Source organism: Gelidibacter algens, from assembly GCF_001678675.1.
Classification (GTDB): domain Bacteria; phylum Bacteroidota; class Bacteroidia; order Flavobacteriales; family Flavobacteriaceae; genus Gelidibacter; species Gelidibacter algens.
Genome location: NZ_LZRN01000003.1, coordinates 132,370 through 154,863 on the forward strand (window position 1 = coordinate 132,370; position 22,494 = coordinate 154,863).

At 38.6% G+C, this 22,494-nt stretch carries 17 protein-coding genes; 11 read left to right on the forward strand and 6 right to left on the reverse strand.

Annotation, left to right across the window (positions count from 1 at the left end):
- Positions 1-10 precede the first annotated feature (10 nt).
- The 10 genes from A9996_RS02255 to A9996_RS02300 all read left to right on the forward strand — a co-directional run bounded on the left by A9996_RS02255 (position 11) and on the right by A9996_RS02300 (position 15,611).
- Positions 11-1,471, forward strand: coding sequence for a RagB/SusD family nutrient uptake outer membrane protein (locus A9996_RS02255; RefSeq protein WP_066430545.1), 1,461 nt, complete (start codon positions 11-13; stop codon positions 1,469-1,471).
- Between the two features lie 13 nt (positions 1,472-1,484).
- On the forward strand, positions 1,485-3,545 hold the full coding sequence (locus A9996_RS02260) for a PKD domain-containing protein (RefSeq protein WP_169817232.1): 2,061 nt from the start codon (positions 1,485-1,487) through the stop codon (positions 3,543-3,545).
- Positions 3,546-3,563: 18 nt separating this feature from the next.
- Entirely contained in the window at positions 3,564-5,225 is a 1,662-nt protein-coding gene (locus A9996_RS02265) for a family 16 glycosylhydrolase (RefSeq protein WP_066430400.1), read from the forward strand.
- Positions 5,226-7,526 carry a beta-glucosidase BglX gene (gene bglX, locus A9996_RS02270; RefSeq protein ID WP_066430401.1) on the forward strand — a complete coding sequence of 767 codons (2,301 nt, stop codon included), beginning with the start codon at positions 5,226-5,228 and terminating at the stop codon, positions 7,524-7,526.
- Positions 7,523-8,281, forward strand: a complete 759-nt coding sequence (locus tag A9996_RS02275) for a glycoside hydrolase family 16 protein (RefSeq protein ID WP_066430403.1) — start codon at positions 7,523-7,525, stop codon at positions 8,279-8,281. Before bglX ends, A9996_RS02275 begins: the two co-directional genes overlap by 4 nt.
- 118 nt (positions 8,282-8,399) lie before the next feature.
- Positions 8,400-10,268: a T9SS type A sorting domain-containing protein gene (locus A9996_RS02280; RefSeq protein WP_066430405.1), complete on the forward strand. Its 1,869-nt coding sequence runs from the start codon at positions 8,400-8,402 to the stop codon at positions 10,266-10,268.
- Positions 10,269-10,337: 69 nt separating this feature from the next.
- Positions 10,338-11,342 carry a LacI family DNA-binding transcriptional regulator gene (locus A9996_RS02285; RefSeq protein ID WP_066430407.1) on the forward strand — a complete coding sequence of 335 codons (1,005 nt, stop codon included), beginning with the start codon at positions 10,338-10,340 and terminating at the stop codon, positions 11,340-11,342.
- A 169-nt stretch (positions 11,343-11,511) separates the two neighbouring features.
- Positions 11,512-12,804 (forward strand): PQQ-dependent sugar dehydrogenase, encoded by a 1,293-nt coding sequence (locus A9996_RS02290; RefSeq protein WP_066430409.1) that lies wholly within the window; start codon positions 11,512-11,514, stop codon positions 12,802-12,804.
- 121 nt (positions 12,805-12,925) lie between these two features.
- Positions 12,926-15,214, forward strand: coding sequence for a TonB-dependent receptor family protein (locus A9996_RS02295; RefSeq protein WP_066430412.1), 2,289 nt, complete (start codon positions 12,926-12,928; stop codon positions 15,212-15,214).
- 58 nt (positions 15,215-15,272) lie between these two features.
- A complete protein-coding gene (locus tag A9996_RS02300; RefSeq protein WP_066430414.1) occupies positions 15,273-15,611 on the forward strand; it encodes a DUF4870 domain-containing protein in 339 nt (112 codons plus the stop codon).
- A gap of 82 nt (positions 15,612-15,693) precedes the next feature.
- Here A9996_RS02300 and dnaN read toward each other — a convergent pair whose 3' ends face one another.
- From dnaN to A9996_RS02330, 6 genes are all read right to left on the reverse strand, one after another.
- Positions 15,694-16,812: a DNA polymerase III subunit beta gene (gene dnaN, locus A9996_RS02305; RefSeq protein ID WP_066430415.1), complete on the reverse strand. Its 1,119-nt coding sequence runs from the start codon at positions 16,810-16,812 to the stop codon at positions 15,694-15,696.
- A gap of 257 nt (positions 16,813-17,069) precedes the next feature.
- Complete coding sequence (gene gldG, locus A9996_RS02310; protein WP_066430417.1) at positions 17,070-18,740, reverse strand: gliding motility-associated ABC transporter substrate-binding protein GldG; 1,671 nt, start codon at positions 18,738-18,740, stop codon at positions 17,070-17,072.
- On the reverse strand, positions 18,727-19,221 hold the full coding sequence (locus tag A9996_RS02315) for a hypothetical protein (RefSeq protein ID WP_066430418.1): 495 nt from the start codon (positions 19,219-19,221) through the stop codon (positions 18,727-18,729). Before A9996_RS02315 ends, gldG begins: the two co-directional genes overlap by 14 nt.
- Before the next feature lies 1 nt (position 19,222).
- Positions 19,223-19,930 (reverse strand): gliding motility-associated ABC transporter permease subunit GldF, encoded by a 708-nt coding sequence (gene gldF / locus A9996_RS02320; protein ID WP_066430420.1) that lies wholly within the window; start codon positions 19,928-19,930, stop codon positions 19,223-19,225.
- Between the two features lie 21 nt (positions 19,931-19,951).
- A complete protein-coding gene (locus A9996_RS02325) occupies positions 19,952-20,251 on the reverse strand; it encodes a putative quinol monooxygenase (protein ID WP_066430422.1) in 300 nt (99 codons plus the stop codon).
- A 139-nt stretch (positions 20,252-20,390) separates the two neighbouring features.
- Positions 20,391-21,224, reverse strand: coding sequence for an SAM hydrolase/SAM-dependent halogenase family protein (locus A9996_RS02330; RefSeq protein WP_066430426.1), 834 nt, complete (start codon positions 21,222-21,224; stop codon positions 20,391-20,393).
- Positions 21,225-21,424: 200 nt separating this feature from the next.
- On the opposite strand from A9996_RS02330, the gene A9996_RS02335 reads away from it, so the two are divergent.
- Positions 21,425-22,378 carry a PhoH family protein gene (locus tag A9996_RS02335; RefSeq protein ID WP_066430428.1) on the forward strand — a complete coding sequence of 318 codons (954 nt, stop codon included), beginning with the start codon at positions 21,425-21,427 and terminating at the stop codon, positions 22,376-22,378.
- The last annotated feature ends 116 nt before the right edge of the window (positions 22,379-22,494 follow it).

Sequence of the window (22,494 nt, forward strand, 5' to 3'; positions counted from 1 at the left end):
TACGATCACTATGAAAGAGAATTATAAAAAAATAATAGCATTTATGCTTATCATGTTGTGTTTTACATGTGATGATTATTTGGAAATATTGCCAGAAGGACAGGAAAACTCTGAAAGTTATTTCAATTCAAAATCTGATTATGAAGACGCTTTGATTGGTGTTTATGATTTATTGTCCACCACCTATTTGAACAATATCTTAGGCGAAATAGCATCTGACAATGCTTTAGCGGGAGGCGGTGATGCCACTGATGTTTTAGATTGGCAACAAATTGATGACATGACGCATACTGCAGATAATGGCGCCCTGAGAAACATTTTCCAATGGATGTATGCCGGCATCAGTCGCGCCAACTATATTGTTGAATTTAAAGATAAAACTGATTTTGAAGGCAAAGACCAGCTCCTTGCAGAAAATCTGTTTTTAAGATCCTATTATTATTTTGAATTGGTTAAGTTTTTTGGAGATGTCCCAATGTACTTGGATGGCCGAATTTCTATTGAACAGAGTCAATCTATTGACAGAACGCCTAAAGCTGAAATTTATGCACAATTAGAGCAAGACTTGATGTTGGCAATCGAAAGTCTGCCTTGGGAACAAGCCCAAAACGGCCGCGCTACAAAAGGAGCTGCCCTAGCTTTATTGGGTAAAATTTATCTCTATCAAGGAGATAAATGGTCCAATGCAGCTACCACATTAGATCGGGTCATTAATTCAGGTCAGTATGAGTTGGTTTCTGATTTTAGCACCATTTTTCTGAATTCCAATGAAAACAATCAAGAATCCGTTTTTGAAGTGCAGTATACAGGTGTAGAAGGTGGTGGATTTGGCTGCTTCCAATGTGTAGAAGGTAATGTGGCTGTAGGGTTTATGGGGCCAAGATTTACATCAGGTAATTTTGCACCGTATACCTCTGGTTTTAGCTTCAATGTTCCAGTTCCTGAGCTGTACAATGCCTATTCAGCAGAAGATCCAAGAAGGGACGCTACTATTTTTGATATTGAGGCTTTTGTAGAAACCAGACCAACGGTTCAGTATAATGATGGTCATGAATACACGGGATATTTCAATAAAAAATACATTCCTTATGCCGAAGATAATGCAGGAGATGTGAATCTTACCCATAGTAATAACTACCGTGCCATACGTTATTCTGACGTTTTGTTGATGGCTGCAGAGGCGTATAATAAAGGCGGAATTGACGACGCTAAAGCAAGAACCTATACCAATTTGGTACGAAATAGAGTAGGATTGGATGATATCACATCTTCAGGTGGTAATCTAACTCAAGAGATCGCCATGGAAAGACGATTGGAACTGGCAGGAGAAGGACATCGCTTTTTTGATCAAGTAAGAACAGGACAAACAAGCACAATCCCAGGGTTTAAAGATCGTAATGTTCTATTTCCAATACCTCGAATAGAAATTGAATTGGCAGGAAACCGTTGGATACAAAATGATGGATACTAAAACTAAACATACTATGAAAATATTTAAGCATGCATTCAGTATCAGTCTTTTGCTGTTGGCAGTATATAGCTGCTCTAAGGACGATGAGTTGATAGATATCAACACCATAGCAGCGCCTACCAATGTTTCAGCGGCTGTAACGGTTACACAAGATAATACAGGGTTGGTCACTATTACGCCACTTGGAGAAGGAGTTACCAATTTTAAAATTGCCTTTGGTGATAATTCAGAACCTTCAGATATTGTGCAACCCGGAAAAAGCGTGACGCATATCTATGAAGAAGGCACCTACAACGCCACCATTACGGCCAATGGACTTAACGGTTTGAGCACTACAGCAACCCAAGAGATTATAGTGTCATTTAAAGCGCCTCAAAATTTGATGGTTACCATTGTAAATGATGGCACTATTTCTAAAACGGTCAAGGTATCCGCAAACGCAGATTTTGCATTGAGTTATAATGTCGATTTTGGCGATGGTAGTGACCCCGTCATGTCTAATATCAATGATACCACAACATATACCTATCAAGACGCTGGTACTTATACCATAGTAGTGACCGCTTTTAGTGCAGCTATAGAAACTGCGTCATACACTGAAGAATTTGAGGTCACTGAAATTTTACAACCCTTGCAGGCAGCCCCCGCACAACCAAACAGGGCCCCAGAAGATGTCATTTCAATATACAGTGACCGTTATGAAAACATCGCGGGATCTGATTATTATCCAAATTGGGGACAATCTACCACGTTCAACCAACTTGCGATCAATGGCAATAATATGATCCAATATGGAAATCTTAATTATCAAGGGATTCAGTTTGGCGCCACTGCCAATGCTTCCCAAATGGAATTTTTACATATTGATGTATGGACTGCAGATGACAATTTAGCATTGGATATTTTCCCAATAAGTATTGCAACTGGGGAGAAATTCGTTCAAAAAATTCCTGTGGCAGGGCAATGGAATAGTTACAACATCCCATTATCTGACTTTACAAGTCAAGGTTTGTCATTGGAAGATCTACACCAATTCAAATTTGTGGGAACTCCAGCCGGTGGCACAGTATTTTTGGACAATATCTATTTTTATAGAGCGGCTTCTACACCATTCAATTTGGCAGGAACATGGAAAATGGAAGAAGCAGCGGGATCTTTAGGTGTCGGGCCATCTGTTGGTGACATCAGCTGGTTTAATTGTGATGCTGCTTGTGTGGCAGCTAGAGCATGTTATTTTGATGACCTTTATATTTTTGGTTCTGATGGATCTTTCAACAATGATTTAGGCAGTGAAAGTTGGATAGAGCCATGGCAAGGTGGTGGTGATGCTTGCGGAGCACCAGTGCCACCTTATGACGGATCAAACCCTGCAATTTACACAGTGGATCAGGCCAACGGCACTTTCACATTGAATGGTACTGGGGCATATATTGGTCTTGCAAAAGCTAACAATCAAGGTGAGTTACCAAATGTTGGTGTGCCAAATTCAATTACCTACAATTTTTCGGCCATTGACCCTAATACAATAAGTGTTTACGTAGAAGCAGGAACAGGTGTCTTCTGGCAATATCGATTGGTCAGAACCAGTGCTCCAGTGTCACCTCTTGCTGGAATTTGGAAAATGTCTGAAACTGCAGGTTCTTTAGGGGTTGGGCCAACAGTAGGAGACATCAGCTGGTTTAATTGTGATGCGGGTTGCATTGCAACCAGAGCGTGTTATTTTGATGATACCTATGTGTTTGGATCGGACGGTTCATTCACAAATAATTTAGGTACTGAAAGTTGGATTGAAGGTTGGCAAGGTGGTGGAGATGCCTGTGGGACTCCAGTTGCCCCATATGATGGCAATGCCACGGCTACGTATAGCTATGATGCTGCTGCTGGAAGTTTAACACTCAATGGAAAAGGAGCTTATTTAGGTATTCCAAAGGCAAACAATTTAGGTGAGTTGCCAAATGTGGCAGTGCCAGATGCCATAACCTATAATGTAACTATGGTGGATGCCAACAATATGGACGTCTATATCGAGTCTGGAGCAGGTGTGTTTTGGCAATTTAAGCTTGAAAGATTGTAAATAGAAAAAATCATAAATATGAAAAATTTAATTAAGATCATAAGCCTAGTTGTTTTAGTGTTTTGTTTGGGTAGCTGTCAAGAAGATGATCCGTCAGTTGGAGACATCGTTGCGCCAACTAATATCCTAATCAATTCAGAAATTTTAGGGGTGGATTCAGAAAATCCGAATGGCGATGGTAGCGGTTTGGTCAATTTTAATTTCACGTCCCAAAATGCTTTGAGCTATAAGGTGAATTATGGTGACGGTACAAGTGAAATGGTTCCTTCGGGTCAAGTTACACATCGCTACAGTCGTGTTGGTTTAAACACGTATACCGTGGTATTATCTGCCATTGGTACAGGAGGTGTTTCTTCTACAGCAACCATGGAAGTCTCCGTATTTAGCTCTTTTGATGACTTAGAAGCCAAACAATTGCTTTCTGGAGGGGCCGGAAGTTCTAAAACGTGGTATTGGGCAGCTTCAGAACCTGGACATTTAGGCGTTGGAGGTTCAAAATCTGCCGCTCCAGATGCGTATTGGTATCCTTCGTATTATACTGCGCAAGCATTTGAAAAAGCAGGGTCAGCAGATAGCGACTGTTTATATACTGATGAATTAACCTTCTCATTAAATGCGCAAGAAGAATTGACCTATCAACTTGATAACAACGGAAAAACCTTTTTCAACGCTGGTTATGAAAGCGTGGTTGGTGGTAGCGCCGGTACGGACTTTTGTTACGAATATAATACAGTAGGTGTCAAAAATGTTTCCTTGGCACCAACTTCTGTAGATTGGTCTTCTGTACCAGATCCAAATTTCACATCTAGAGGTACTGTCATGAATTTTTCTGACAATGGCTTTATGGGCTATTTCATTGGGGCATCATCTTATGAAATCATCTCACTCACCAGCACGAGTCTTTACGTTAGAGTGATGGATGCCAATAACCCCGCTTTATTTTGGTACCATAAGTTTTCAACCAGTCCGCCAACACCAAGTTTCGAATCTATTTATAACGACTTGGTTTGGGAAGATACCTTTGATACAAATGGTGCGCCAGATCCTGATAACTGGACCTTCGATTTAGGCAATGGTGTCAACGGTTGGGGCAATAACGAAGTACAGATGTACACTGATAATGCTGACAATATTAAAGTTGAAGATGGCATCTTGAAAATTACAGCCAAAGTAGAAAATGGCAATTATACGTCATCAAGAATCAAAACAGAAAATTTATTTGAATTCACTTATGGTCGGGTAGAGGTCAGAGCCAAATTGCCAACGGGTGGTGGCACATGGCCAGCAATTTGGATGCTGGGACAAAATTTTGACACCGTCTCCTGGCCTGCATGTGGCGAGATCGATATCATGGAACATGTTGGAAATGATCAAAACACTATTCATTCTACCTTGCATTTTCCTGGAAACTCAGGAGGCAATGGCGTTACGGAGAGTACAACGGTAGCTACCGCTTCTACTGAATTTCACAATTATAGTGTAGAATGGACTCCAGATTTTATTAAATTTTTGGTGGATGATACCGTTTATCACACGTTTCCAAATACAGCAGCTACACCTTTCAATTCAGATTTCTTTTTAATCCTGAACGTCGCCATGGGAGGTAATTTTGGTGGAGCAATCGATCCTGCTTTTACGGCATCGACATTAGAAATTGATTATGTTAAAATATACCGATAGATGAAAAACGTATTATTTTTATTAGCTTTAAATAGTCTGATCCTACTATTGCTTCCTTTTGGAGAAGCCAACGCGCGCAATACCTATCAAGATCCTACCAACATGAAACAAGGAGATTCTATAGATATCAAAGTCAATACGCTTTTAGCGAAAATGACTTTGGAAGAAAAAATTGGCCAAATGAACCAATATAACGGCTTTTGGGATGTTACAGGACCAGTCCCTTCTAATGGTGATGCGGCCAATAAGTACGATCACCTTAAAAAAGGGTGGGTAGGGTCAATGCTTAATGTTAGAGGTGTTAAGGAAGTCAGAAAAGTTCAAAAAATTGCGGTTGAAGAAACCCGTTTGGGTATTCCGTTAATTATTGGTTTTGATGTCATCCATGGGTATAAAACCATCAGTCCCATTCCGCTTGCGGAAGCTGCGAGTTGGGATTTGGAGGCCATAAAATTATCTGCACAAGTGGCTGCCGAAGAAGCTGCGGCTTCCGGTATCAATTGGACTTTTGCACCAATGGTCGATATTTCTCGTGATGCACGCTGGGGACGCGTCATGGAAGGTGCAGGAGAAGATCCTTATTTAGGGTCTTTGATTGCCAAAGCCAGGGTAGAAGGCTTCCAAGGTGATGATTTGTCTTTGGCAAATACCATTGCAGCTTGCGCTAAACACTTCGCAGGCTATGGTTTTGCTGAAGCTGGTAGAGATTACAATACGGTTGATGTTGGAACGTCAACATTATACAATATTATTTTACCTCCTTTTAAAGCAGCGAAAGAAGCAGGGGTCAGAACATTTATGAACGCCTTTAATGAACTCAACGGGATTCCGGCAACTGGAAGTGCTTTTTTACAACGGGATATTTTAAAAGGGGAATGGAATTTTGATGGCTTTATGGTTACAGATTGGGGTTCTATAAATGAAATGATTACTCATAGACAGGCTAAAGATCGTCTTCATGCAGCAGAAATAGCTATTAAAGCAGGTTCTGATATGGATATGGAATCTTATGCCTATGTTAATGAATTGGCAAGACTAGTAAAAGAAGGCAAGGTTGATGAAAGTTTAATTGACGATGCCGTCAAAAGAATTTTAAGAGTGAAATATGAATTGGGACTTTTTGATGATCCTTACAAATACTGCAATGAGACCGTCGAAAAAGAAGTCATCGGAAGCAAAAGAATAAACGATGCTGTTTTAGATGTTGCCAAGAAATCTATTGTACTGTTGAAGAATGAGAACAACCTCCTTCCACTCAAGAAGAATGGACTAAAAATAGCTTTGATTGGTGCCTTGGCAAACGATAAAACCAGTCCGTTGGGAAGCTGGCGTATTGCTGCTGATGACGAGACCGCGGTTTCCGTGCTTGAAGGCATGCAAGCTTATAAAGGGAACACCATCACATTTGAAAAAGGCGCTGATGTCGTGACAGGAGAAACACTATTCCCTAAAGAACTCACCATCAACGTTTCTGACAAAAGCGGATTTGCTTCGGCGGTAACTGCTGCAAAAAATGCAGATGTTGTGGTTATGGTTCTTGGAGAACATGGTCTACACTCTGGAGAAGGCAGAAGTCGTTCAGAAATTGGACTTACCGGTGTACAACAGGAATTATTGGAAACGGTTTATAAAGCCAATAAAAATATTGTGTTGGTGCTGAACAATGGCAGACCGTTAGCCATTGAATGGGCAGATGAACACATTCCAGCCATTGTAGAAGCATGGCATTTGGGAACCCAGAGCGGACATGCAGTGGCGCAAGTGCTTTACGGAGATTACAACCCGAGTGGCAAATTACCAATGACGTTTCCTAAAAATGTTGGGCAAGTGCCTATTTATTACAATCATAAAAGTACTGGAAGACCGACATTGCCGGCGCCAGGTGAAGTATTCTGGTCACATTATACGGACGTGAGTAACGCGCCATTATATCCTTTTGGCTATGGCTTGAGCTATACCACCTTTGCGTATAGCGATTTAAAGGTTGATGTGATTTCCGACACTAGTGTTGCCGTTTCTGTTACGTTGACCAATACCGGTCAAGTGAAAGGTAAAGAAGTGGCACAGTTATATTTGCGCGATGAATTTGCAAGCGTTACGCGTCCTGTGAGAGAATTGAAAGGCTTTGAGTTGGTAGAATTGAATCCAAGCGAATCCAAGACTTTAAAATTTACATTGTCAAAAGCTGAATTAGGATTTTTTGATAATAACGGAAAGTTTGTCGTGGAACCTGGGGATTTTAGCGTTTTCGTAGGTGGCAGTTCTGAGGCGACGTTAACTTCTCAATTTAACCTAAAATGAAAATCCAAGGCAGCATCTTTGTCATCTTCTTTATAACGTTTGTTGCACACTCGCAAGAAGTCATTTTTGAAGAGCACTTTAATGGAGATACCTTAGATGCTGCCGTTTGGAATTATGAACTAGGTGATGGCTGTCCTGATTTATGTGGTTGGGGAAATAATGAACGGCAAATTTATTCCAAAGATAATGTGGCCGTAAAAGATGGACATCTTGTGCTTACAGCCTCATTTGATGGCGAGACTTACACGTCAGGAAAAATTAATACCAAAGATAACCTTGAGTTTCAATATGGAACTATTGAAGTGCGTGCCAAATTGGCTGTAGGTAAAGGGATCTGGCCAGCCATTTGGATGTTAGGTAGTACTATTTCAGAAGTGGGTTGGCCAAAATCTGGCGAAATTGACATCATGGAATATGTTGGTAAAAATCCGCATGAAATACATACCACGCTTCATACTCCTGACAGCCATGGGCAATCAAAAAACACAAAGATCACCACTGCTGCAAATATTGAAGACGGCTTCCATTTGTATAAAGCACATTGGACTAAAGATTTTATAAAATTCTATATCGATGATGCGTTGGTCTATACCTTTTCGCCAGAGATAAAGAACAAAGACACTTGGCCTTTTGATAACCCCTTCTACTTACTTCTTAATCTTGCAGTTGGTGGAAATTTTGGAGGTCCAGAAGTGGATGATACCATATTCCCGCAAGAATTTAGTATTGATTACGTAAAAGTTTACAAGCCTTAAATCGAATTTACAATTAATGTTGGGTACCTAGACCGGCATTGATCACATTCTTAAAGAGTTTCGTTTTGATTTCGTAATTGTTGTCAAGCTCTTGTAAATAATCTTTAATACAAACATCATGAAAAAAATTACATTGACGCTTATTCTTTTGGTGGTTTCACTAGGATATGCACAACAAACAACGTACAACATTACGTTTGAACCTGGATCAGATGGAAGTGATCCCAATGAATGGAGCACTTTTGAAAACGCCGATGGCGATAATGCAGATTTAATGGTGGCAAACCCAGCAACTTCTGGAATAAATACCAGCGCCACTGCATTACAAATGACAACTAACCCAGTACCACCTTCACAGACTTTTGCTGGATTTCAAACCCGACAACCGGGAGTTTTTGGAACTTGGGTTTTAGATGCGAGCACAACCACTTTGACCTTAATGGTATATAAGGAAGAAATTAGTGAAACACGCGTATCTTTTATAAATGCGACGCAAGGGACAGTTTTTCAATTGAGTCAATCCAACACCTCAGTCAATACTTGGGAAACTTTGACCTATGATTTGTCACCTTTTATCACAAACGCTGGAAACGTGAACATCAACAGAATTGTGATTTTTCCGGATTGGCAAACAAGGGCTTCAGCTAATGTCAATCTTATTGATAACATCGTGTTTTCAGCCAATGCAATAGCTGTTGCTACGGCTCCTTCTGATGCACCGTCAGTACCTACTGAAAATGCTGCGGATGTTATTTCAATATTTAGTGACGCGTACACCGATGTAGCAGTTGATGGTTTCAATCAATTTGGAGGTTCAACACTGACGGATGAAACCATTGCTGGTAACAATCTCAAAAAATATGTGAACTTAGATTTTACGGGAATAGAATTTACTGGTGCTAATATAATTGACGCCTCTACAAAAAACTTTTTGCATATTGATTTATGGAGTCCTGATGCTAATAATTTTGGTGTAAAACTGGTCGACTTCGGCGCCAATCAGACGTTTCAAGGAGGTGATGATAGTGAATTTGAAATTACATTTACAGCTCCTGCCGCAGGACAATGGATAAGTTATGATATTCCATTGTCAAATTTTACAGGTCTGACAAGTACTTCAAACTTAGCACAACTTATCTTTATTAAGGGTTCAGGAACTGCTTTTATTGATAATATATACTTCTATTCAGCAGCAGCTGTTGAACCTAATGTTGCGGCGCCAGTACCTTCGCCGTTGCAGTCTCAAGTTATAAACATGTACAGCAACTCATACACAACTAATGTTAATGTGAGCTCTTGGAAATCTGATTGGAGCCCGAAAACAACAACTTATAGTGATAATATTCAAGTTGATGGTACAGCTGGTTCTGAAGCCAAACGATATACCGATGCAGACTTTGTAGGCGTTGAATTTTACGCACCAAACGCGGTAGATGCCACAGCAATGAACTTTTTTCATGTGGATGTGTGGTCACCCAATGCAACGGTATTCCGTGTCAAATTAGTCGATTTGGATGCCGGAACTGTTGAGGGAGAGATCGCTTACAATATTGCACAAGGCGAGTGGGTAACTTTGGATATTCCTCTTGATGATTTTGCTGATGCTACTAGAGTGACCAATGCTGCAAATCTATTGACTTCCAGAAATTCAATCCAACAGCTTATTTTTTCAGGTCAACCAACGGGAACATTTGATTTCTATATTGACAACGTTTACTTTTCTTCCGTGGCTTCCTTGGGGCTAAACAAATTTGAAGTTGGTAATTTCAAAGTGTATCCAAACCCTAGTCAAAATAGCTGGAACATTAACAGCACAACGCTAATGGAATCCGTCAGTTTATATAATGTGCTGGGGAAACAAGTTTTAAATTTGCCCATAAATGGATTAACGGCCAAAATTGATAATAACAGTTTGATTCCAGGTTTGTATTTTGCTATCATTAAGATGAATGGCAAGATGACCACGATAAAGTTGTTAAAAAATTAAGGAACCATTTTGATTTATAAATAAAGAGTGTACTTTTATCAGGTACACTCTTTTTAATTTTAAAAACCCATGGTAACCCTCAAACAATTAGCTGAACAATTAAATGTATCTGTATCTACGGTTTCTAAAGCTTTGAACAACAGCGAAGAAATAAGTAAAGATACGATTGAGCGGGTTAAAGAATTGGCAAAACATCTTAATTACCAGCCCAATAAAATGGCCTTGAGCTTAAAAAGCAATAAAACAAAAACCTTGGGTGTGATCATTCCTAATATACTCAATCATTTTTTTGCGAAAGCCCTTTATGCCATTGAAATGGAAGCTTCCAAACAGGGCTATAATATCATTACTTGTGTTTCCAATGAAATGCTTTCAAAAGAGGAGAACAGTCTTCAGCTGCTGTCTAATGGCAGTGTGGACGGATTTATCATGTCTATAGCCGAAGAGACCCAAGTCAAAAACAAGACTGATCATATTGCTGTCATTTTAAATCAGGGCATCCCTATGGTTTTGTTCGATAGAGTTGTAGATCTTGATTGCGACAAGGTGATTATAGACGATTTTGGAGCATCTTATGAAGCTACCAAACATCTCTTGAGTGAAGGACGCAAACACATCGTACTCATAAGTGAAATTGAAGAATTGAGTGTGGGCAAATTAAGAACAAACGGCTATCTCAAAGCATTGGAAGAAGATACCACTTCTCAACAGGAGCCAATTGTTATTCATGTAGGTAAAGATGACGATTTAGAAGAAACGATAGATAATCTGTTTATTTCTAATAGCAAAGTAGATGGCATATTATCCATTGATAATACCTCTGGCGTAGTCGCTTTACACAAAGCCTTAAGAAGAGGTTACAAAGTACCTGAAAATTTATCGATTATTGGTTTTTCTGATGACAATGTCCTAGCGTATACAGATCCTAAATTATCTACAATTTCACAACATACGTTTGATATTGGCAAATCGTCTGTAAAACTCATGATTGATAGATTACAAAAAAAATCCACCACCACTCATGTGACAAAAACTATTAAGACGAACTTAATTTTAAGAGGTACTACAAAATAAGTCGTTGTCACATGCTCTCTTGAGACTTCGCTTTCTGTTTAATAGTATTTATGATTATCCAGTAATCTCTCATCTTCCCCTAAAAATTTTGTTAAACATTTTTTAAAATTGAATACATTACAAGCTCCTGTGATTTGTAAATGCATAACTTTATGAAAAACGTAAACCAATGAGAACATATATTCAAGCATTGGGCATATTAGGCCTAACACTTCTTATTTCTTGTAAATCTAATACAGAAAATCAGATGGATAATAGTAATGAAGAGCAACAGGAAATAGTCCATTCTGGTGATACGGTTATGACTGCCGTTGGAGAATTGATTCTCCCTGCACCATACGCTACAGAATCTGTGGCCAATAGCAATAACATGGTAGATTGGCCAGAAAACACGCTTCCAAAAGCGCCTGAAGGATTTACCGTCACAAAATATGCTGATGGGTTTGATAATCCGCGTTGGTCCTATTTTGGACCCAACGGCGATTTATTTGTGAGTGAAGCAACCACAGGAAAGGAATCAGGAAAAATCACCGTTTTACGAGATAGAAATAATGACGGCAAATTTGAGATTCGCGAAACGTTTCTTGCAAATTTGAATCAGCCATTCGGGATGTTGATCATTGATAATTCATTCTATGTGGCAAATACTGACGGACTTTATAAATATCCGTATAAAAAAGATCAAACGTCGCTAAAAGATGTAGAAGGCAGGAAAATTGTCGATTTACCTGCAGGCGGTTACAACAACCATTGGACCCGGAATATCATTACTAATGACGCGCAAGATAAAATCTATATCTCAGTCGGATCTGCCAGTAATGTAGGTGAGCATGGTATGGATGAAGAAATACGTCGGGCAAACATATTGGTTGTAAACTTGGATGGTTCTGATGAGAAAATTTACGCTAGCGGATTGAGAAATCCTGTTGGCATGGATTGGAATCCTGCAAATGGAGAGTTATGGTCTGCCATTAATGAGCGCGATAAGCTTGGCGATAATTTAGTTCCCGATTACGCAACCAGCGTTAAGGAAGGTGGATTTTACGGCTGGCCTTATTCTTATTTTGGTCAGATTGAAGATCCACGGTTAGAAGGAAAAGCTCCAGAGTTGGTTGAAAAAGCGATCATTCCTGATGTTTCTTTAGGGCCACACACAGCCCCTTTGGGATTTACATTTTATGATGCCACTGCATTTCCTGAAAAATATAGAAATGGCGCATTTGTAGGGCAGCATGGCTCATGGAACCGCTCAGTCTTATCTGGATACAAAGTCGTATTTATTCCTTTTGATAACGGAATACCAAAACAACCTGAAGATTTTTTAACCGGTTTTATTGCTGAAGAAAAAGGATCAGATGTTTATGGACGTCCTGTTGCTGTGACGGTGAGTCCACAAGGTGATTTGCTGGTTAATGATGATGCTGGTAATTCCATTTGGAAAGTTAGTTATAAGACACCATAAACTACCTCGGTGGCAGCCCCCACGACGTATTAAATTCCAAAAAAGTAAAATTCTAGATTCCAAAAAAATAAAACGAGGCAGAGCCTCGAGGAATTGAACCCAAAAAACTAAATAAAATAGGATGAGGTTTTTAAAGTTACAGGCGGTTATGTTATTCATAACCGTTTTTTTTAATATGCTCCAAGCACAAGAGGTGAAGGGCCTAGTCAAATCTGAACGAGGTATTCCTATTGCTGATGTTTCCGTCAGTAACAATAATCAGGTGATTTCAAAAACAGATGACAATGGACAATTTGTGCTCCCAAAAAATTTTAGCCTTCCACTGGAAATCACACTTGAGCATCCAGAGTTTCAATTTAAAACAGCTGTATTTTCTGAAGTTAACCAAATATTTTATTTAATGGAAACGATTACAATTGAAGAGCTTAGTCCTGTTCTGATAGTGGCACCGCCAGAAATTAAAAGCCTTGTCATCACACCCACGAATACTATCACAAGTGAGGCCTTGGACCAGCAGAGTCCCGTGGCACTCGTAGATGCCTTAAACAAAACTGCTGGTGTCTATATTCAAAGCGGCGCTATAAACACCAACCGCATTACCATAAGAGGGGTGGGTTCACGCACGCTTTACGGTACCAATAAAATTAAAGCCTATTTTAATGGCATTCCCATTACCAATGGGGTTGGGGAAACGGCCTTGGATGTGTATGATCCGGAAGATCTACAATCCATTGAAGTTATTAAAGGTCCGAAAGCCACATTATATGGCACCAACCTTGGTGGAACACTATTGTTGAATTCCAAAAAATCCAAAACGCAAGGTCTCTCTTTCAAGAACAGTACAACCGTAGGTTCTTTTGGGTTGTTAAAAAACAGTGTGTCTTCTGATTTTTCCAACACCAATTTTTCACTGCATTTTGCATATGATCATTTAGAACTTGATGGTTATCGTGATAATAGTCGGTATAATAAAAATTCTTATTTTTTGAATTCCAGTTACCGATTAAATGATAACACCCTGCTGTCAGTATTGCTCAATCACAGCAATTACAGAGCAGAGATTCCAAGTTCAATTGGAAAGACTGATTACCTGCAAAACCCATCCAAAGCAGCATTCACATGGTCAAAAGCGAAAGGTTATGAAGACGATGCCCAAAGTTTGGCAGGGATTAACCTGAACCATAAATTCTCAAAAAGCTGGGAGAACAGCACCAGTGTATTTTATTCTTATTCTGATCATTATGAACCGCGACCTTTCAATATTTTAGACGAATTTACAGAGGGTGTTGGATTGCGAACCCTTTTTACCAACAGTTTTGATTTTTTAGGAAGACCAGCGGAATGGCATTTTGGGACAGAACTGTATCAGGATGCCTACCATTGGAAAACTTTTGAAAACCGCTATGCCACTAACAATGGAAATGGAAGTTTGCAGGGTATATTATTAAGCAATAATCAAGAAAATAGAGCACAACTGAATGTCTTTTCTAGTATAACACTTCCCGTTTTGAACAAAGTGACCCTGCAGTTCGGGATGAATTATAACAAGACAACTTATGATTTTCAGGACGATTTCAATCCTGAAGAAAGGAATAAAAGCGCCACAAGAAATTTTGATGATATTATAGCTCCAAATGTAAACCTGACCTATCAGCTTAATCCGCAACAACAAGTTTTTGCCAATGTAAGTTACGGTTTCAATTACCCGAGTTTAGAGGAGACCTTAACTCCTGATGGCTTGATCAATCCTGAAATCAGTCCAGAAAAAGGCTATAATTATGAAATTGGTAGCCAAGTTTATTTTTTTAAGAAACGTTGGCACATTTTGGCGACTTACTACATTTTGGATATAAAAGATCTATTGGTAGCCCAAAGGGTAGGAGATGATCAATATATTGGCAGAAATGCGGGACGGACCTTACACCAAGGATTGGAAATTTCAACCGACTACAAGCTGGTGTTCACAGAAAGCTTTAAGGTTTCGCCCTACGTGAATGCATCCTTCAATTGGCATAAATTTAAAGAGTTTATAGATGAGGATATCGATTTTTCAGGGAATGAACTTACTGGAGTTCCAAATGTAACCCTGGCTTCTGGAGTAGCTTTAAATTTTGATCAATTCTCTTTGTTTTTCAATCATCTGTATGTGGGTGAAATGCCTATGAATGATGCCAACAGTCTTTTCAGTGATGCCTACAACCTTTTAAATTTAAAGCTCAATTACGTTGGTCAACTTCTTGAACGGCTTGGTTATGAAGTGAATTTTGGAGTCAATAATTTAGCAGATACCAAATACGCTTCTTCCATTCTTATCAATGCCACCGGATTCAATAATTCAGAACCAAGATATTACTATCCTGGAAACCCTCGTAATTACTATGGTGGCATCAAGCTGAACTATAATTTTTAGAAAATTGTAACAATGTTGCTTGTTGAGCGTCATACAAGTACATCAATCAAACCACATCATGAGAGAAGATAGAACATTAATCGTCATTACACATTTGAGCCAATTAATAACCTTACTTACAGGTTTTGGAAGTTTAATTTTACCCTTAATTCTTTGGGTGACCCAAAAGGAGAAAGTATATCAAATGGATAGCCATGGAAAAAACATCATCAACTTTCAGTTAAGTATGATTGTCTATTGTATTATTTGTGTGCCGCTTATTCTTTTGTTCGGGTTGGGAATTTTAGGGTTTATCGTCTTAGGTATTGTGTCTGTCGTTTTCCCTGTCATCAATGCCATTAAAGCCAGCAATGGCGAAACACCAAGATATCCTTTGTCTTTTAATTTTATCAGTTAAACAATCATTAGATAAAGCAAAAACGCCTACTTTTTTGAGTAGGCGTTTTTTATTAAAATAAGAGCGGACTTTTTTATTTGTTCTAATTGTTAAGCATCACAGGCATCACCAACATAGTCACGCGTTCACCTTCATCCAAGCCGTCAATAGGCGTTAAAATTCCGGCTCTATTTGGTAAGCTCATTTCAAGTTGCACTTCATTGGCACCAAGATTGTTCAACATCTCAGTCAAGAATCGGGAGTTGAAACCTATTTGCATATCATCACCTTGGTAATCACAAGTGAGACGTTCTTCTGCTTTATTACTGTAATCAATATCTTCTGCCGAAATATTCAATTCAGCACCTGCAATTTTTAAGCGTATTTGATGTGTTGTTTTATTGGAGAAAATGCTCACACGTCTGACAGAATTTAAAAATTGGTTTCTGTCAATAGTCAACTTATTAGGATTTTCCTTAGGGATCACCGCTTCATAATTAGGATATTTTCCATCAATCAAGCGACACACCAATACAGAGTTTTCAAAGGTGAATTTTGCGTTGGAGTCATTATATTCAATGGTTACGGCATCATCATTACCCGCTAAAATCCCTTTTAAGAGATTTAAAGGTTTCTTTGGCATAATAAATTCAGCCACCTGATTGGCAGTGACATCTTCACGTGTATATTTCACCAATTTATGGGCATCAGTCGCAACAAACGTTAAACCTTCAGTAGAAAACTGAAAAAACACGCCGCTCATTACGGGGCGTAAATCGTCATTTCCTGCGGCAAAGATCGTTTTGCTAATAGCAGTTGCCAAAATATCTCCCATTACCATTGTAGTACTAGGATTTTCAAGCGCTACCGCTTTTGGAAACTCATTGCCATCTACATATGCCAACGCATATTTACCATGGTTAGAACTGATCTCGACAGTATTGTTGTCTTCAGCCACAAATGTAAGCGGTTGTTCAGGAAACGTTTTAAGGGTGTCCAATAATAATCGCGCAGGTAACGCAATACTGCCTGTGCTTGTACTTTCAACATCTATGATGGAAGACATTGTAGTCTCTAAATCGCTCGCAGAAACAGTGAGCTTTGAATCATTAAGTTCAAACAAGAAATTATCGAGAATAGGTAAGGTGTTTGAGTTGTTTATGACCCCTCCCAACACTTGTAATTGTTTGAGCAAATAGGTACTTGATACGATAAACTTCATGTATGTGTTTATTTTGTATGTTATATTATTAGACAAAGCAAATATATTTGATTAAAGTGATACTACTAAGCCTTACTTATACAATTTTATTAACAGTTTGTGCATATGTTTGGTAACCTTGAAGACTTTGCAAAGGCTAGTAGTCGCATTTGAAAAGTATCAGAATTCACTTTACTTTTTATGTGTTGATAGGGTGCAGAAGTTTTGTTCAGAAAGTGTCAAAAAACGATCATCCGGAAAACGAAATCACTTTGTTGTTAGGCGTATTTTTTACGTCTTATGTAATTGAAAATAAAACCAAAAAGCGCTAAAATTATCAGCGGTAGCACAATGGATATCAATTGCCATTGTGTTTTGTTTTGCTCTATTTTTTGAGCATCTAAAAAGGCAATGTTGATATCTTTGGTTCTGACGTCCAATAAGCCGTCATCGTTTAACAGATAATTTACGGCGTTTAGTAAAAATTCCTTGTTCCCAAAGCTTTGTCCTGTCCAGCGATCAAAACCTAACTCTTGAGGTTGATTTTTGATAACATCATTTTTAATGACATCTCCATCCGCAATTACGATCATTTTAGTATTTGGACTCGAATCTTTAAAAGTATTAGTTTTGAATGGTTTTATCCGATCCTTATAAGCCGAGGTAAACTGGCCTTCCAACAACACCGCCAAGTTTTGTGGCCCTCTATTGTACGTTGCAGGATCTTGCTCTTGCGTGACGATCTCTAAACTAATTTCATTGGGAACACCTTCCAATTTTGTGAGTTTGGAGCTTTGTAAGAGTAGCGTCTTGTTGGTGCTACTTTTTAATGTGTCCAATTGACTTGCAAAATCAAATTTCACCAAATTCAAATTGCTTGTAATGGGATGTTCTGGGTTGCCGGCTGCCAATGGCGAATAAGGCCATTTTAAAGGCTGAAACTGGGCATTGCTCCCTTCGCCCATGGCAATAGTAATTGGTGCAGAGTACATGTCATTTACAATAACTGGGTTGATCCGTATGCCGTACTTGAAGAAAAAATCGTTTAAATTCAAATCGTTTATAATGGCGACACCCCGGCCTTCATCGTTGAAGAGGCTATCTTTATCCATTAAAATACTTTCGGTGAGCCACAAGCTTTTACCGCCATTCATGGTAAACTGATCCAAAACCAATTTTTCTTCCTCTGTAAAAGCTTGGGTTGGTTTTGCGGCAATAATGAGGTCAAAGTCTTTTAATTTCTCTAAGGTTCCTTCAGGATTAGAGGCAACACTATCTAAAGTGAACGGCGCAAGAAAATAGTGTTCTTTGATGGTTTTTAGAAAATCAGCCAAATATTTATCCTCTAATTCCCCATTCCCTTTTAAAATGGCAATCTTTTTACTTTTTGGGGTTACTAATTTTTGAAAGCCTTCAGCAAAGGCATACTCTAAATGCTGAATGGAATTTGTAACCAGTTCCTGTTGTGTAGCTCCAATTTTATTTTTAATCAGCGGAATTTTGACCGTTTGGTCATTGTAACTTGCCAAGGCCCAAGGGAAGATTAATTCTTGGGAGGTTTTACCGTTGTTGTTAACGCTCAACTGTAAGGGTTCCAAACCGCGTTCTATCAGCTGTTCAATGTTGTTGTCACGTGTGTTTTCATCTTCCAGCGGATTGATGAAGTTAAACACAATCTGATCGTAGTCTAATGCAAACTCCTCCAGTATCTGCTGGGTTTCGGTTCTTAACCGTCTAAATTCCGAAGGGAAATTGCCTTCTAAAAACACATCTACAAGCAGTGGCGACTTCACATCCTTAACAGTGGCCAAAGCCGATTCTGACAAGGTATAGCGCTGATCTTGCGTGAGGTCAAATCGTTTGTACACCTTAGCGCCAACCCAATTTAGAACTATGAGCGCAACAAGGAGCAAGACGATTTTTAGAAGGTTTGATTTATTTTTTATCATCAATTTTGAGGTCTAGTTGAAAGTTATTGACTTTACTCACTGTATCATTCTCAAAGGTAATTTCTAAGGCTTCCGATTTGCTATTAAAAGCTCCAGGCAGAATGCCAATACCATAATTCCAACGGTCAACATCATATCCATTTTTTGCGTCATCCCAAGCCAACCATTCATAGGTTCCTAATAGTTCTGTAATAGTGGTTTTCGATTTTCCAACGAGCGTATCCGTTACCTGCAGATTATCATACATTTCATAACGAAAACTCGGGCTGTCGAGCCAAACTTCGGAATCAAAATATTTTTCATGATGGTAGCTGCTAAAGATATTTATCAACGGGTAAAATGCGTAGAAATAAAGAAACGGCGTCAAAATAAGACTGAGCGGAATGGTAATCCATTTACGTTTGTCTATGGTGTTCACAAAAAGGAACGTCAATGCAAATACGATAATTAGAAAAACAACAAGTAAGGGCGTAAGGATCATATTATTTTTTTTGAATGTTGAATTGGGTTAGAATGATGAAAAATATAGAAATGCTTATAAAATAGACTAAGTCTCTGGTATCTAAAACGCCTCGGCTTATACTGTTATAATGAGCTTCCATCCCCAATTGTTCTAGGGGTAAAGCACTTAAATCTGAGAGGCCTTCAAAACCAAAGTAGAAGAAAAAACATAAAAAAACGGCACTTATAAAGGCAACAATCTGATTGTCAGAGAGCGTAGAGGCAAAAAGTCCGATAGCTGTATAAGCAGCTACCAAAAATAAAAGTCCCAGATAGGAGCCTATAATGCTGCCATAGTCTAATATGTCTGCGCTCATTTTTAAATTGTCGAGTGCCACAATATAAAGTAGCGTAGGCAGTAGAGCGAGACTGATCAATATGAGCGCGCCAAAGTATTTCCCTAAAACAATTTGTAGATGAGACAGGGGCTTGGTAACCAAAAGCTCTAAAGTGCCTTGTTTTTTTTCATCAGAAAAAGTCCGCATGGTTACCGCAGGTACTAAAAAAACAAGAATCCACGGGGCTAAAAGAAAAAACGGCGTCAATTCAGCAAAACCACTTTCCAAAATATTAAAATCGCCTTTAAACAACCACAGAAAAAGTCCGTTGAGCACCAAAAACAGAGCGATGACCAGATAGCCTATGGGAGAGGCAAAGAAAGAATTGTATTTCTTTTTTAAGTATTGCAAACATTCTATATATGTTATAAATTATATAAGAGAAACGAGCTTATCCACGCTCCACGCTTCCGGTTTATCATTAAAAGATTTCTTGGTTGTTGCCCAAACATTTTTGAATAGATCTGAATTTCGGTAATTTTCTAAATCTGCTTCTGCGTTCCAGTAACTATAGGTAAAAAATATATTGGGATGCGTTTTATCTCTGTAAAGTTCTAAAAACTCACAGCCTTCAAAACCCCTGATGAGCTTTTTTTTTAGTTTCAAAAAACGACAAAAATGCATCAATCTTAGAAGGCTCAAAACTACATTTTTACTAATTCTTACAAACATTTTTTAGTATTTTAGTTGGTCTTTTTTTTTAGTCTTCAGTCTTCAGTCTTCAGTCTTCAGTCACCCGTCACCCGTCACCCGTCACCCGTCATCCGTCACCCGTCACCCGTCATCCGTCACCCGTCACCCCATCAACACATCACTTTGCAAAATTAATCGTTACAGTATCTCTCATTTGTAAGCCCATCAAGCTTGATGCGCTTCCCACGGTGGCAAGATCACTTTTATAAATCGCAATTTCTAAATAATCAGACGAATTAAATACAACCAATCCACGGCCTTCATCCTGACGATCTTCTTCAGGGACCTCGAAATTAACAATATCACTGTATTTTTTATAGATGTCCTTAAATTTATAACTCCGTGCAGAAATTTCAAAAGACCGTCCTTTTTGGATCTGTTCAAAAAATTTACGACGGATATTGGTCACCACATTTCCGTAATTGTCAATATAAATAACGTTTCCAATAATTTGAGATTGCTCATCATTAATAAACGGGATCATGTTTTTGATGGGTTTAATGTTGGAAATAACTTTTCCAACCACCTCTAAAGTACCTCCACGTGCAATATGGCAGGCCACCTTTACAAAGACATCCAATACCGGAAAATTGGTTTCAATTTTATCATGGATGTTGATTTCGACTATCTTTTCTGCAGCAATTTCATTACAGATCATGCTCATAATGCCATTATTGGCGCATATAAAGTAATGCTCATCCAAATTTACGGCAATGTGCTTGTTATCTGGGTTTAACTCAGAATCAATCCCAATAAGATGGATGGAACCTTTAGGAAAACTCTTGTAGGCATTTTGTATGATATAGGCCGCTTCCAGAACATTAAATGGAGAAACGGAATGTGAGATATCAACAATCTTAACATCTTCAAGCTCACTATAAATAGACCCTTTTATGGCGCCAACAAAATGGTCTTTTTCTCCAAAATCAGTTGTTAATGTGATGATTGCCATGTACTTTTGAGAGTTCTTTTTTTAGTTGGTTAAGACGGTATTCCTGCTTTCTTTTATCTCTTTAAAAAATAAACGTTTCCATGAAACTTTTTATAAATTTTTCAGTTAGATTTGTAAGGTAGCGTGAAAAATACGTGACTTTTTTAGTCCACACAAAACTAATAAAACTTAAGAGATTAATTTATTAAATCCCATAGCTTTTGAATGAACTTATAATCGAATTAGAGGAAATTGCTCCAAAAGATTTTTTTGGAGCCCAAAATGTTAATATTGAACTTCTTAAAAAATATTTTCCAAAGTTAAAAATCGTCGCACGAGGCAATAAGATAAAAGTCTATGGTGAGGAGGATGTGCTGGAAGAATTTGATAAACGCTTCACAATGTTGACTGCGCATTATGCAAAATACAATTCACTTGACGAAAATGCCATAGAGCAGATCTTAACAAGAGACAGCAGTGAAGATTATACATCCACAGAAAAAAGTAACGACGTGATTCTACACGGTGTTGGTGGTAAAATAATCAAGCCACACACTGCCAATCAGCGTAAATTGGTTGAAAGTATGCGCCAACATGATATGGTCTTTGCCATAGGTCCTGCGGGAACAGGTAAAACCTATACGGGTGTTGCTTTGGCAGTAAAGGCCTTGAAAAATAAGGAAGTCAAACGGATTATTTTAACCAGGCCAGCTGTAGAAGCTGGTGAAAACCTCGGTTTCCTTCCTGGGGATTTGAAAGAGAAATTGGATCCTTATATGCAACCTTTATATGATGCCTTAAGAGATATGATTCCGGCAGAAAAGCTGGCACAATTTCTTGAAAATGGGACCATTCAAATTGCACCATTGGCGTTTATGCGTGGGCGAACCCTGGATAATGCGTTTGTGATTTTGGACGAAGGACAAAACACAACCCACAACCAAATGAAGATGTTCTTGACCAGAATGGGTAAAAACGCCAAATTTTTGCTGACGGGAGATCCTGGACAAGTGGATTTGCCAAAACGCACCACTTCTGGATTAAAAGAGGCCTTGTTGATATTGAGAAACGTGGAAGGTGTTGGTATAGTATATCTGGATGAAACAGATGTAATCCGTCATAAATTGGTCAGAAAAATCATTGAGGCTTATAAAGAAATTGAAAATAGAGATTAAGGGATTTTTAATAAACCTTGAACAAATTCACATGGTGTCATATGACGCGACATGACAGCAATGAACGCTTGTCAGTTTAACCACTAATTTCAAAATCAACCATTTAAATATTTTAT

What these genes read in the sequence shown, in the direction of transcription:
- A9996_RS02265 (WP_066430400.1), top strand. Translation starts at nt 3,564, where the DNA reads ATGAAAAATTTAATTAAGATCATAAGCCTAGTTGTTTTAGTGTTTTGT.
- gldG (WP_066430417.1), bottom strand. Translation starts at nt 18,740, where the DNA reads ATGATAAAAAATAAATCAAACCTTCTAAAAATCGTCTTGCTCCTTGTT.
- A9996_RS02285 (WP_066430407.1), top strand. Translation starts at nt 10,338, where the DNA reads ATGGTAACCCTCAAACAATTAGCTGAACAATTAAATGTATCTGTATCT.
- A9996_RS02295 (WP_066430412.1), top strand. Translation starts at nt 12,926, where the DNA reads ATGAGGTTTTTAAAGTTACAGGCGGTTATGTTATTCATAACCGTTTTT.
- A9996_RS02280 (WP_066430405.1), top strand. Translation starts at nt 8,400, where the DNA reads ATGAAAAAAATTACATTGACGCTTATTCTTTTGGTGGTTTCACTAGGA.
- A9996_RS02315 (WP_066430418.1), bottom strand. Translation starts at nt 19,221, where the DNA reads ATGATCCTTACGCCCTTACTTGTTGTTTTTCTAATTATCGTATTTGCA.
- A9996_RS02275 (WP_066430403.1), top strand. Translation starts at nt 7,523, where the DNA reads ATGAAAATCCAAGGCAGCATCTTTGTCATCTTCTTTATAACGTTTGTT.
- bglX (WP_066430401.1), top strand. Translation starts at nt 5,226, where the DNA reads ATGAAAAACGTATTATTTTTATTAGCTTTAAATAGTCTGATCCTACTA.
- A9996_RS02290 (WP_066430409.1), top strand. Translation starts at nt 11,512, where the DNA reads ATGAGAACATATATTCAAGCATTGGGCATATTAGGCCTAACACTTCTT.
- dnaN (WP_066430415.1), bottom strand. Translation starts at nt 16,812, where the DNA reads ATGAAGTTTATCGTATCAAGTACCTATTTGCTCAAACAATTACAAGTG.
- A9996_RS02255 (WP_066430545.1), top strand. Translation starts at nt 11, where the DNA reads ATGAAAGAGAATTATAAAAAAATAATAGCATTTATGCTTATCATGTTG.
- A9996_RS02300 (WP_066430414.1), top strand. Translation starts at nt 15,273, where the DNA reads ATGAGAGAAGATAGAACATTAATCGTCATTACACATTTGAGCCAATTA.
- A9996_RS02325 (WP_066430422.1), bottom strand. Translation starts at nt 20,251, where the DNA reads ATGTTTGTAAGAATTAGTAAAAATGTAGTTTTGAGCCTTCTAAGATTG.
- A9996_RS02260 (WP_169817232.1), top strand. Translation starts at nt 1,485, where the DNA reads ATGAAAATATTTAAGCATGCATTCAGTATCAGTCTTTTGCTGTTGGCA.
- A9996_RS02330 (WP_066430426.1), bottom strand. Translation starts at nt 21,224, where the DNA reads ATGGCAATCATCACATTAACAACTGATTTTGGAGAAAAAGACCATTTT.